The organism is Vibrio sp. M260112, assembly GCF_036533775.1.
Classification (GTDB): Bacteria; Pseudomonadota; Gammaproteobacteria; order Enterobacterales; family Vibrionaceae; genus Vibrio.
Map to the genome: position 1 here is coordinate 60818 of NZ_JATABH010000010.1, position 13336 is coordinate 74153.

Consider the following 13336-nt stretch of genomic DNA (forward strand, 5'->3'; position numbering starts at 1 on the left):
GTATAATTACTTCACTGTCACGAATTCAGGGTAAGCACCTACGCCACAGTCATGCATATCCATGCCTTCCATCTCTTCATCTTCAGAGACGCGAATACCCATAGTGGCTTTCAGTACCGCCCACACCGCAAGGCTTGCACCAAATACCCAAGCGAAGATAACTCCAGCACCAAGAAGCTGTGCACCAAATGATGCATCGCCATTGCTTAGTGGAACAACCATCAGGCCGAAGAAACCACATACACCGTGAACCGAAATCGCACCAACTGGATCATCAATCTTCAGTTTGTCCAAGCCGATGATGCTGAACACCACGAGCGCTCCCGATACCGAGCCAATCGCAACCGCATACAGTGGCGATGGAGAGAGAGGATCCGCAGTAATAGCGACTAGACCTGCTAACGCGCCATTTAGAATCATCGTAAGGTCGGCTTTACCCCAAGTGGTCTTACATACAAGCAGTGCTGCAATGGCACCCGCCGCTGCTGCTGCGTTAGTGTTCAGGAAGATCTGACCGACTGCTGTCGCATTTTCAAAGTCTGACACCATCAACTGTGAGCCACCGTTGAAGCCAAACCAACCAAACCACAGGATGAATGTACCCAGTGTTGCTAGCGGCATGTTAGAACCAGGAATTGGGTAGATTTCACCATTTTTACCGTACTTACCTTTACGTGCACCCAGTAGTAGAACACCCGCTAGTGCTGCTGCTGCTCCCGCCATGTGTACGATTCCTGAACCTGCAAAGTCACTGAATCCCGCTTCAGATAGGAAACCTCCGCCCCAAGTCCAGTAGCCTTCCATTGGGTAGATAAACGCTGTCAGTACCGCAGAGAAGATAAGGAATGACCAAAGCTTCATACGCTCAGCAACCGCTCCTGAGACTACAGACATCGCTGTAGCAACGAAAACTACTTGGAAGAAAAAGTCAGATTCAAGTGAATGATCCGCGCCCTCTCCTTGTGTACCAATCAAGGCACCAAATGATGGTAGCCAACCACCTTCGCCGTTATCGACATACATGATGTTGTAGCCAACGACTAAATAGGTGGTACATGCGATCGCGTACAAGCAGACGTTCTTAGTTAGAATTTCTGTCGTGTTTTTTGAGCGAACAAGACCCGCCTCCAACATTGCAAAACCTGCGGCCATCCACATAACCAACGCACCTGAAATGAGGAAGAAAAAGGTGTCTAGTGCGTAACGTAACTCTGTTACTGTTGTCGTTAATTCCATCGTATTATCTCCAGTCCTTTGAATTCTTAAAGTGCTTCAACGTCCATTTCACCCGTACGGATGCGAACCGCCTGACTCAGGTCATAGACAAAAATCTTGCCGTCACCGATTTTTCCCGTGTGCGCAGCTTTAGATATCGCCTCAATGACGCGGTCTACATTGTCTGCCTGTGTCGCTATCTCTAACTTTACCTTTGGTAGGAAGTCGACTTGATATTCCGCACCACGATAAAGCTCGGTGTGTCCTTTCTGACGGCCAAAGCCTTTCACTTCTGAAACCGTCATCCCTTCGATACCGACATCAGCAAGCGCTTCTCGAACATCGTCTAATTTAAATGGTTTGATAATCGCGTTTATAAGTTTCATTGCATCCTCTCTGAAGCTGTCATCCTTTTTGTTATTAAGTAATCCAAGCTGCGTGCCAAGTTTTTAAGCTGTTGATAATTAATGAAAACACATAAAATTCATGACCTAATAACAAAAAAGGCGCACCATTTAGGTGCGCCTTGCTCACAATTTTAAGGCAAGCGTTCAATCGCTCACCATAGAAGTGCATTACTTGGTCGTCAGGAATGTTTTCCACTGTGCGATCAGATCTTCAAAGTCCTCAATACCGCAACTTGCCGTGCTTTCACTATCATAAAAGTCAAACTCACTATCACTGTCCATTTCCTGTCCATGAGCCAACACGTTTTCTTGAACAATGACCTCATCGCCTTGAATACTCAGTGAGATCTCGGTTCCTTCAAGTTGGTGCTCCAGTTGAGGATTTAAGCGAGCGTTTTCGATCAAGCGTTCGACTTGTTCGATTTTTTGCCAGTCTTTACTGACTTCTTCTTGCAACCAGCGACCTACGATTTCATGCCCCATACTGGACTTAACATAGTATTCGCCCATGAGGGTATTTCTAATAAATTCAAATTCCATAGGACGCCTCTGTATATTCCACCAAACTTAATCGGCGGCAGTATACAGGGTCGAGAATCGAGAATCGAGAATCGAGAATCGAGAATCGAGAATCGAGAATCGAGAATCGAGAATCGAGAAAATTATGGCTTGTTAAGGGCTGGTTCTGTCAACACCTTGTGGAGGTAAGGTTCAATCACTTCACTACTCGCCCATCTCTCGAAGGGCGCAGCCCGCTCTCACAGTGAAGCGTTCTCTGAGGGGAAGCCCGAAAAAAAGCGCCCACCTTGCGGTGGGCGCTTTCTCAGCAATTCAGTATTCCAGAGCTTGTTAAGCTGGCTCTTGGAAAATCACTGTATCTGCTTTTGCCGTGTACTGAGACATCTTATGGAAGTTCAAGTAACGGTATGTATCCGCTGCTGTTGCATCAATCTTAGATGCGTACTCTAAGTACTCTTCTTTCGTTGGGATACGGCCAAGAATCGCACCCACCGCAGAAAGTTCAGCAGAAGCTAGGTAAACATTCGCACCTGTACCTAGACGGTTCGGGAAGTTACGAGTCGACGTAGACATCACTGTCGACTTATCAGCAACACGTGCCTGGTTACCCATACATAGTGAACATCCCGGAGTTTCAATACGAACCCCAGCACGGCCAAAGATACCGTAGTAACCTTCTTCAGTTAGCTGATCCTTATCCATCTTAGTTGGTGGAGCAACCCACAGACGAGTGCTAAGAGAACCATTGAACTCTTCTAACATCTTACCCGCAGCACGGAAGTGACCAATGTTAGTCATACAAGAACCGATAAACACTTCTTGAATCTCAGTACCTTGGACGTCAGACAGTAGACGAGCGTCATCTGGGTCATTAGGAGCACATAGGATTGGCTGGTCGATGTCAGCAAGATCGATTTCGATAACGTGAGCGTACTCTGCATCAGAGTCAGCTGTCAGCAATTCAGGATTTGCTAACCACTCTTCCATCCCTTTAATACGACGCTCAATAGTACGTACATCACCGTAACCTTCCGCGATCATCCACTTAAGCATAGTGATGTTCGAGTTTAGGTACTCTTCGATAGACTCTTTTGAAAGCTTCACTGTGCAGCCAGCTGCACTGCGCTCTGCCGAGGCATCAGAAAGCTCAAATGCCTGCTCTACAGAGAGATGCTCAACACCTTCAATCTCTAGAATACGACCTGAGAATTCATTGATCTTACCTGCTTTTTCAACCGTCAATAGACCTTGCTGAATTGCGTAGTAAGGAATGGCATGTACTAGGTCACGTAGAGTGATACCTGGCTGCATTTCACCTTTAAAGCGAACCAAAATTGACTCTGGCATATCCAGTGGCATTACACCAGTCGCGGCTGCAAATGCAACAAGACCAGAACCTGCTGGGAACGAGATACCTAGAGGGAAACGAGTATGCGAGTCACCACCTGTACCGACAGTATCAGGCAATAGCATACGGTTTAGCCATGAGTGGATAACACCGTCACCAGGACGTAGAGAGACACCACCACGGTTCATGATGAAATCTGGTAGCGTGTGGTGAGTGTTAACGTCAACAGGTTTCGGGTACGCAGATGTGTGACAGAATGACTGCATCACAAGATCCGCAGAGAAGCCAAGACACGCGAGGTCTTTTAGCTCATCACGCGTCATTGGGCCAGTTGTATCCTGTGAACCTACTGTTGTCATCTTAGGTTCGCAGTACTGACCTGCGCGAACACCTTCAACGCCACACGCTTTACCAACCATCTTCTGAGCTAGCGTATAGCCTTTAGTTGAAGCTGAAGGATCGACTGGCTTAGCAAACAAATCCGTTTCGCCTAAACCAAGCGATGCACGTGCACGGCTTGTTAGACCACGACCGATAATCAGAGGGATACGACCACCAGCGCGAACTTCATCAAGCAGAACTTTACCTAGCTCAAAGCTAGAAATTTCAACGCCATCTTTACGAACAACACCTTCATAAGGGTAGATATCAATCACATCACCCATGTTCATGTCTTGCACGTTCAGTTCGATAGGTAGTGCACCAGAATCTTCCATTGTGTTGTAGAAGATTGGGGCAATCTTACCACCCAGACACACGCCACCTGTGCGTTTGTTTGGTACGTAAGGAATATCTTCACCCATAAACCAAAGCACAGAGTTTGTCGCTGATTTACGAGAAGAACCTGTACCAACAACGTCACCAACATAAGCAAGTGGGATGCCGTCTTTTTGTAGTTCTTCGATCTGGCTAATAGGACCAACGCTGCCTGGTTGATCTGGGTTGATACCTTCACGTTCCATTTTTAGCATCGCTTTTGCGTGCACTGGAATATCAGGACGAGACCAAGCATCTGGTGCTGGAGATAAGTCATCAGTGTTCGTTTCACCGGTAACTTTGAATACTTTAACAGTAATTTTTTCCGCTACTTTCTCTTTAGCCGTAAACCACTCAGCATCCGCCCAAGATTGTAGGACTTGCTTAGCTGAATCATTACCTGCTTTTGCTTTCTCTTCTACATCATAGAAAGCATCAAACATCAGTAGAGTATGAGAAAGCGCTTTAACAGCGATAGGAGCCAACTCAGCGTCATCTAGCAGAGAGACTAATGGCTCAATGTTGTAACCACCTTGCATAGTGCCAAGCAGCTCCGCCGCTTTTGCTTTGCTGACAAGTGGTGATGAAACCTCACCTTTAGTGATAGCGGTTAAGAAACCTGCTTTAACATACGCAGCTTCGTCTACACCTGGTGGGATACGGTTTTCTAGGAGGTCAAGAATAAACTCTTCTTCACCTTGAGGCGGGTTCTTCAGAAGTTCCACAAGGCCTGCAACTTGCTCGGCATCTAGTGGTTTAGGAACAACTCCTTCGGCAGCACGCTCTTCGACGTGTTTACGGTAGGCTTCAAGCACGACTTTTTCCTCTCATTGCGGTTCCTCCCTCTTATTGCTATTTGTTCAAAGAATAAGGGAGTGAACATCCTTGGAAACTTGGCTCTCCATGCCATATTTTTCATTCAATCTTGACTGAGAAACAGTGCCAGAGAGGCCAAACTGTGGGCGGTAGAATAGCAAATTTAACCTTAAATTAAAATCTCATCATTTTGACCAACATAGCAACTTAAGACTAAAGTTCTATGATTTTCACTGGTCAATCCCGCCTATTCCCATACTTTGAGAATGGCGGAAATGGACATATAAACACCAGAGCTACTTAAAGGTAGTACCGATAATTAGGTAGTATGAATCATAGTTATTTTCGGTACGCCCGTAACCAAACATAACCGGCCCAATCGGTGAGTCAACCCCTGCAAATACAGAACCTGCGGTATACAAAGGTGCTTCGTTGATTTCGAGATCCGGATCAGACCAAACCCCACCATGCTCAAGCGATGCACCGACATAAAACGGGGAGCTAAACAGGCCAAAGTCGTTGTCAAACCAGCGATAGCGGTAAACCACGCTACCAAACACTTTATTCTGACCAATTAAGCTGTTTCTTGGGACACCAGATAAGTTAAGAAAGCCACCAATCTCTTCAGGATCAATTGGCACCGAAGAATTCTTACTCTCTACAAAACCCAGATCGACATTTGCGACCAAAGTATGGCGTGAAAACGTATGTGCAGCGATCATTTTCGCTCCGATTTCATACGATGTGTCTTCAACTCTCTGGTTCTCAACCAACACACTATCACCGACGCTTTTGTCGTGTGAGACGAGATAATTGAGATCCAAGTAAAAACCAGAGCGCGGAAAACTGTAGTTGTCGAGAGTATCAATCCGATAGTTCGCAAACGCCCCTAAGCGATGAAACGCAACATCACCAAAACTAGGTAAAGTCGAGAGTGTGCTCTTGCCATCGGTGTACCTTACCCCTGCCATGAAACGTCGCCACAAGGTATCTTGATAACCAATCGCCCACTGGCTAACCCACTCAGTATACGCAACTGGTACGTAATTCTTGGTTGCCTCTAGGCTTGTATCATCAAAGCCAGTCACTGGCGCATTACGTTTTTCATTGCTGTACGTGAGAGCTAACGTTGTAAAGGTCTTTTGGCTCGAAAAGAATGGCGAGAAAAACTCCGCTTCGATGAGCTTATCTGTGCCGATTTCAAAGTTGGTTCTCAACTCTGATCCATGGGAGTTGAGGTTGGTAAAATTCGTCGACACACCAATGGAATACTGGCTGTCTGTTGAGAAATCATCCTCAAGGAAAAAACGGAAGTTTACATAGTTTGGCCCCCAAGACTTCTCATCAACATCAACGATCAGGGCATCTTGCCCATCGACTTCATCATAGCGATAAGTCACTAGTTCAAAACGGTCTAAAGCGTAAAGATCTTGGATACTTTTCTCTACCTGATCCAAGGTGTACTGCTTACCTGCTTCAAGCTCAAGACGGTTTTCAAGAAGGGTGTCTGTATAGTGGGTGTTATTATTGATGACCACTTTATCAACGGTAATTTCATCACCATATCGCAGTTCACGTCGGACATTCTGTTTCTGTTCAATATAGTGTTGATAGTCTGCCGTGGATAAGCTCAGTTTCTGCAACTCTGCTTTCCTCGCCATCGTTGCCTGATAACCTCTTTCAAATGCCTGCGGCATTTTATCAAACTCAGTGGTTCCCATTTCGCCAACATCAGGCTGCAAGAAAAAGTCTTTGTCTGTCAGTAATTCAGCCTGACGAGCTGTCGTACTGCGGACCAAATAGTTGGAGAGTTGGTCTGCCACCGTTAGGAACGTGGTGAAGTCTTCTTCATTTTTGTATTCCGTACCGATATCAACCGCGATAACAATATCAGCCCCCAAGTCACGCGCAACGTCTACTGGCATATTGTTCGTCACGCCACCATCCACCAACATCTGACCATTGAGTTGGTAAGGAGGCAGTGCGCCGGGAACCGACATACTGGCCATCATGGCATCAACCAAATAGCCCTGACTGATCACAACTGCTTTCAGTTCAATAATATCGGTCGCGACAGAACGGTAGGGAATGGCGAGATCATCAAAAGAATCAAACGGAGGTAAATTGCCCGTCGTTTCACGGAGCAATTTAAGCATTCCCTGCCCCTGCACGATCCCACGACTAGCTCGAACCTCCCCCCAGCGTAAACCAAGGTCAGTAGTTAACTGATATCTATCTTCGTACTCCTTGTCCTGTACTTTTCGCTGACTGCGGTCGACTCGATCTCGATAACCACTGTTCCAGTCAACGGTATCAATGAAAGACTCGATTTCATCGGCGCTCATACCGGTCGCGTACAAGCCCCCTACATAAGAGCCCATACTGGTACCAGTGATTACATCAACAGGCACCCTTAGTTCTTCAAGCGCTTTTAGCACACCAATATGCGCTGCGCCTTTCGCGCCTCCACCAGCTAAAACAACTGCTACTTTGGGCCGCGTATCAGGTTGCGGCTCTGTCTGTGCTATCGCATTAAAGGCAACGCTTCCAAACAAGCATAATAGGAGGCCTGCTAATTTTTTCACGATACAAATCCCTTTCTACAGTCGTTCTAACGTTTATACTGACAGACTTAATCAGCGTAAAGTACTAATATTCAACACCATGTGTGTTACCAACTAAATAATTTCTGTAACCATTGTTTAGGCTGGCTATCACATTGCTGCTTCATTGCGCCATTGATGTCCCACACTGGCAATGTGAACTCGTTTCCACAATCCAAATCCAGACTACCCTGAGCCGTTTTAGCAAAACCAAGCGTACTGATTCCCTGAGGCCAAGGTAGGGTTAACTTTTCAGGAATACGGTGCTCTAGGTACTCAGCGTAAACTCGCAATGCACCACTTGAACCGGTTAACTTCGTCGGTTTGTTGTCATCTCGGCCTAACCAAATCGTGGTCACTTCTCGCCCATCGACGCCGACAAACCAACTGTCTCGAGTATCGTTACTGGTTCCGGTTTTTCCTGCTAACGCCGCCCAGCCAAACTGGCTGTTGAGATGACGCCCAGTTCCTTCCAAGACGCCTCGCTTCATTGCGTATGTCGTTAACCACGCGGCCTGCTGATCAACGGTTTGTGACACTTTCGGTAATGACTGGTACAGCACATTCCCTTCCAAATCAATCACGGAGCGCAAGGCTGACAGCTGAGCTTGTTTTCCCGAGTTAGTCAGCGTTTGGTACATCTGCGCGACTTGAAATGGCGTTAACGTAAATGAACCAAGAAACATCGACGGAACCGGACGAATTTCATTCTTGTCTACGCCAAGTTTTTCCAACGTGTTAACCACATTGGCGATACCAACCTGCATCCCTAGCTCGACCGTAGGTACATTGAGCGACTTAGCTAAAGCGATATACAAAGGCACATCACCACGGAACTGACGGTCATAATTTCTAGGCGACCAGACATCACCTTTACTGCCTTTCAAGCTAATCGGCTTATCGTGCAGCGTCGTGGCCAGATTGTATTTCTCTGGTTGTTCCAATGCCGTGAGATAAACCGCAGGCTTGGCTAATGAACCAATTTGTCGGCTGGCATTCAGAGCTCGGTTGAAGCCATCGTAACCGGTTCGTTTCCCTCCGACCATGGCTCGTATTTCCCCTGTGTGCCTGTCAACAGCGACAGCTGCGCCTTCAAGAGATTTACCCGCCACATCAGCAAGTTGCGGAATTTTCTTTGCGATTGCTCGTTCAAGTTCTTGCTGAGAAACAGGATCCAATGATGTAAATACACGTAAGCCGATATCTGACTGAAATGCATCCCCAGCCTTCTGTTCTAGTTCAATCTTCAACTGCTGAAAATAAGCGGGTTGGCGGCTGGCAATTTTCGGATTGTCCTGAATATCAAGGGGGCGACTTGCCGCCATATCATACTGTTCTGCCGTGAGAATGTTTTGCTGCATCATTAGGCGTAACACTAAATCTCGACGCTCTTTCGCACGCTCAGGAAAGCGCACCGGATTGTAGTAGGAAGGACCTTTTACCATGCCCACCAGCAGAGCAAGCTGGTCAATGCGCAGTTCTTGGATCGGCTGACCAAAGTAAAGTCGCGAAGCAAGACCAAAGCCATGAATCGCCTCGCCGCCACTTTGACCGAGATAAACCTCGTTCAGATACGCCTCTAGTATGCGATCTTTGCTGTAGCGATAATCCAGAATCAAAGCAATGTAGGCTTCTCGAACTTTACGCCATAAGGTTCGATCACTGGATAGAAAAATATTCTTGGCCAACTGCTGAGTCAGAGTACTGCCACCCTGCACAGTTCTGCCCGCCTTTACGTTAGCAACCATCGCTCGTGCAATCGCAACAGGCGAAACGCCATCATGTTGGTAAAAGTTGCGATCTTCTGTGACGAGTAGGGCATCCACCATGACTTCTGGGAACTGGTCTCGACGCAAAAACAGTCGCTGTTCATCGTGGTTTTTCTCCAACATACCAAGCATTTTCGGCTCAATACGTAAGTAGCCTAAATCGCCTTTCTTTTCTAGTGATTGAATGCGCTCTAGCTGGCTTGAAGAGAAATGGAGCATCACATGACGATCAGGCTCTGGACCATCACTAAATTCAAATGGTCGACGAATCACTTCAATTTTTGTCGAAGAAGAAGAGTACTCGCCAGGGTAGCGAGGTTGGCGGACTTTGCGGTAATTGAGCACGTCTAACTCATTGCGCACTTCTTGAATAGTAATATCTTCGCCCGGAGCCAAGTTAAGGATTCGCGCATAAACCACAGTAGGCAAATCAAATAATTGCCCTTCAAAGCGTTGTTTCACCACACTATCTAGATAGATACCAACAAACAGCAACAAAGCGAAGCCAGCTAAGCCGACCTTCCAGCTAATGCCCCATAATGTTTTCAGCCACCTACGTTGGGGCGGCTTACTAGGCTTACGCTGAGGCGATTTCGCGCTTCGTTTACCAGATGGCTTCTTGGCGGTTGTGGATGTTTTTGCCTTACTGGTTGTGGTGGTATTTTTCTTGGTCATGAGTTCAATTGTCGTTTTGTTTTCGTTGTCGCTACATGGTTAGCGGGATCATCAGGCCAAACGTGTTTGGGGTAGCGACCTTTCATCTCTTTTTGCACTTCGATATAAGCACCCGCCCAAAAGCTAGCAAGATCTCGGGTCACTTGCAGAGGTCGCTGCGCCGGAGAGAGTAGTTCCAAAACTAAACGCTTCCTGCCCTGTGCTATTTCTGGAGAAGCCTGCTCACCAAATACTTCTTGCATTCGTACTGATAACACGGGCTCCTGACCTTGCTGATAGCGAATTTTTTTCTTGCTGCCTGTCGGCAACTGGTAATGCGTTGGTAGCCATTTATCAATGTCTTGGTTCAGTGGCCAACCTAAATACGCCAATAACGCCGCTTCTAATTCGACTTTGCTTAGCGCTTTAACCGATCCAATCCCATTGAGATATGGTTCTAACCACTGCTCTAAATTGTCTAACAGCGCGTTGTCTGTTAACTCGGGCCACGCTTGCTCTGGCAACCATTCTTGACCGCAACGCACTCTTTCCAGTAACTCAAGGCTGTGTGGCGTCCAATTTAATACCGAAAGACCGTTACGACGAATGAAATTAAGTAAAGCTTGCGTCATTTTTTCGCGAGGTGGTTCAGGCAACGCTTTCCTCTCTACCACTAAGCGACCAAGTTTACGCTGTTGTTCAGCAATAAGTCGCCCTTTCTGCTCATCCCAGTCAACAACCTCCTGCTCCACAAACAGATCGGGAAAGAGATTGTGTAAAACAAACATATCCAGTTCGACAGCAGAATAAATCATTGAAGAGTCAGACTGGCTGCGCATCAGGTCGATAACCACCAAATACTCACTTGCAGCTAGCTTTTCAACCTCTTGCAGTTCAGCACCATGTCCATTGGCAAGAATAAATCGTCCCTGCTGATGACTTCTCGCTTGGGCGATTCGATCAGGAAACGCGGTGGCCAACAAAGGAGCCACCAGTGACTCATCAAGCGCCGCGAGTTCAAACCGACACCCAAGTCTATTGGCAAGCGTATTTGCACGTTGTAGAACGACTTTCTGTCGGCTATGGCGGCCTTCTTTTAAGCGATGAACACTATGTATAAAGTTAATCGTGTTTCGCTCAGCGTCTTCCAACAGTGCGACAACAGCAATTGCTGTCGCCAGTGAATGCTCGGCTCGGGCAATAAGGCTTGCCATTCTCGGATCTAATCCTAATTTTGCAGCCAGTGAGCCTGATTCCGTCAGTTGGCCTTTTTCATCCAATAAGTTGAGCTGACGCAATAACCCTTTTGCCTGACTGATTGCGCTCGAAGGCGGCACATCCAGCCAGCTTAATTCCGCAGGGTTCTGGGTTCCCCACTGAGCCAACTCTAAAACTAAATTTGATAAGTCGGAATGAAGAATCTCAGCTTGGGGAACGTAAGGCTGTTGCGCAAGTTGAGCTTCGCTGTAAAGGCGGACACAAATACCCGATTCGATACGTCCCGCACGTCCTGCTCTCTGCTCTGCCGAAGATTGGGAAATACGAACTTGCTGGAGCCTTGTAATACCACTTTTCAAATCAAATTTGGCTACTCGCTCCAACCCTGAATCGACCACCAGTCTGATCCCTTCGATTGTCAGGGAGGTTTCAGCAATATTGGTCGCTAACACCACTTTTCTTTTACCTTGTTGACAAGGTTCGATAGCGGCTTGCTGCTGTGCAAAATCTAACTGACCATATAATGGGCAGACCTGAATATCGTCGGTGAGGTTATGCAAACGCTCTTCAACGCGTTTGATGGCAGAGACCCCCGGTAAAAACGCAAGTAAAGAGCCAGTTTCTTTCGCCATAAGAGAGGTAATCTGTTTGGCCATCAGATCCTCGAGTCGCTCATTTGGTTTCGCTGACTGATAACGATACTCAACAGGGTAGCTTCGCCCATGAGATTCAATATAGGTCGCAAGGGGAAGCAATTGACTTAACGCATTTTGGTCTAATGTTGCAGACATCACGACCAGTTTAAGATCTTCACGCAGTGCATCCTGAATTTCCAAACAGAAAGCCAGCGCAGTGTCTGCATGGATACTGCGCTCATGGAATTCATCAAAAATGATCAAATCGATACCCGTTAACTCCGGATCCGATTGAATCATTCGCGTCAGAATCCCTTCCGTCACCACTTCTAACTGAGTATTCGTACTCGTTTTGTTCTCGCCTCGAACACGATAACCCACCCGTTGCCCCACACTTTCACCCAATTGGTTAGCCAAATAACGGGCAATATTGCGTGCTGCAAGCCGTCTTGGTTCCAACATGACAATTTTTCCTTCCACCGTTCGTTCGAGAAGCAGTTGCAAAGGAAAATAGGTCGATTTACCGGCTCCTGGAGCAGCTTTAAGGATCAATTGCGAGCTTGAGCGAATACCAAAGAGTAAATCTGGCATCACGCCTTGAATAGGCAGTTGTGACAATGGGAAGGCCTTATGGTGTAATGATGCAAATATTGTACATAAATCCAGTTGTAAATGAAGTTTGAACCTATACTTGAGCCTGCTGTCCTCATTAGGCGCTATAAACGCTTTTTAGCGGATATCACTTTACCTGATGGAAGTGAACGAACCATTCACTGCGCCAACACTGGCGCTATGACGGGTTGCGCCACTCCGGGAAATAAAGTTTGGTACTCGACCTCAGACAATCCTAAACGCAAGTACCCAAATAGTTGGGAGTTGAGTGAGACGCAAGCGGGTCATCGCATCTGCATTAATACCGCTCGCGCTAACCAATTAGCAGTCGAAGCGATAAAGTCTGGGGTGATAACTGAACTTCAAGAGTACGACCAACTTCAAACTGAAGTAAAATATGGCAATGAAAATAGCCGGATTGATATCTTGCTCAACGCTAAAAATAAACCAAAATGCTATATAGAGGTAAAAAGCGTCACCTTATTGGATAAGGATAAATTAGGCCAAGGCTATTTCCCTGATGCAGTGACCACTAGAGGTCAAAAACATTTGAGAGAGCTGGCTCAGATGGCTCAAAATGGAAGCAGAGCTGTACTTTTATTCACTGTTTTACATTCAGGTATTGAAAAAGTATCTCCTGCCCACCATATAGACGCCGACTATTCACAATTACTTAAATATGCACAAGAACAAGGGGTGGAAATCCTGTGCTATAAAGCACAACTTTCACACCATGAGATAAAGCTGGTTAAGGCGCTAGATTTCAGCCATTAACAAACAAAAG

The 13336-nt window shown here is 46.6% G+C and carries 8 protein-coding genes; 1 reads left to right on the forward strand and 7 read right to left on the reverse strand.

Annotation, left to right across the window (positions count from 1 at the left end):
- Positions 1-6: 6 nt before the first annotated feature.
- From QTN95_RS06920 to hrpB, 7 genes are all read right to left on the reverse strand, one after another.
- A complete protein-coding gene (locus tag QTN95_RS06920; protein ID WP_269377445.1) occupies positions 7-1236 on the reverse strand; it encodes an ammonium transporter in 1230 nt (409 codons plus the stop codon).
- Between the two features lie 26 nt (positions 1237-1262).
- Positions 1263-1601, reverse strand: coding sequence for a P-II family nitrogen regulator (gene glnK, locus QTN95_RS06925; RefSeq protein WP_269377446.1), 339 nt, complete (start codon positions 1599-1601; stop codon positions 1263-1265).
- A gap of 189 nt (positions 1602-1790) precedes the next feature.
- Positions 1791-2162: a YacL family protein gene (locus tag QTN95_RS06930; RefSeq protein ID WP_138973126.1), complete on the reverse strand. Its 372-nt coding sequence runs from the start codon at positions 2160-2162 to the stop codon at positions 1791-1793.
- Positions 2163-2471: 309 nt separating this feature from the next.
- Positions 2472-5060 (reverse strand): bifunctional aconitate hydratase 2/2-methylisocitrate dehydratase, encoded by a 2589-nt coding sequence (gene acnB / locus QTN95_RS06935; protein WP_269377448.1) that lies wholly within the window; start codon positions 5058-5060, stop codon positions 2472-2474.
- A gap of 297 nt (positions 5061-5357) precedes the next feature.
- On the reverse strand, positions 5358-7649 hold the full coding sequence (locus QTN95_RS06940) for a patatin-like phospholipase family protein (protein WP_443088857.1): 2292 nt from the start codon (positions 7647-7649) through the stop codon (positions 5358-5360).
- 83 nt (positions 7650-7732) lie between these two features.
- Entirely contained in the window at positions 7733-10108 is a 2376-nt protein-coding gene (gene mrcB, locus QTN95_RS06945) for a penicillin-binding protein 1B (RefSeq protein ID WP_331416897.1), read from the reverse strand.
- Positions 10105-12558: an ATP-dependent helicase HrpB gene (gene hrpB, locus QTN95_RS06950; protein WP_331416898.1), complete on the reverse strand. Its 2454-nt coding sequence runs from the start codon at positions 12556-12558 to the stop codon at positions 10105-10107. The genes mrcB and hrpB overlap by 4 nt, the downstream gene beginning before the upstream one ends.
- Before the next feature lie 54 nt (positions 12559-12612).
- Here hrpB and sfsA point away from each other — a divergent pair, with 54 nt between their 5' ends.
- Positions 12613-13326 carry a DNA/RNA nuclease SfsA gene (gene sfsA / locus QTN95_RS06955; RefSeq protein WP_331416899.1) on the forward strand — a complete coding sequence of 238 codons (714 nt, stop codon included), beginning with the start codon at positions 12613-12615 and terminating at the stop codon, positions 13324-13326.
- The last annotated feature ends 10 nt before the right edge of the window (positions 13327-13336 follow it).

Coding starts and splice junctions, on each gene's coding strand:
- QTN95_RS06920 (WP_269377445.1), bottom strand. CDS start 1,236: ATGGAATTAACGACAACAGTAACAGAGTTACGTTACGCACTAGACACC.
- glnK (WP_269377446.1), bottom strand. CDS start 1,601: ATGAAACTTATAAACGCGATTATCAAACCATTTAAATTAGACGATGTT.
- QTN95_RS06930 (WP_138973126.1), bottom strand. CDS start 2,162: ATGGAATTTGAATTTATTAGAAATACCCTCATGGGCGAATACTATGTT.
- mrcB (WP_331416897.1), bottom strand. CDS start 10,108: ATGACCAAGAAAAATACCACCACAACCAGTAAGGCAAAAACATCCACA.
- sfsA (WP_331416899.1), top strand. CDS start 12,613: ATGAAGTTTGAACCTATACTTGAGCCTGCTGTCCTCATTAGGCGCTAT.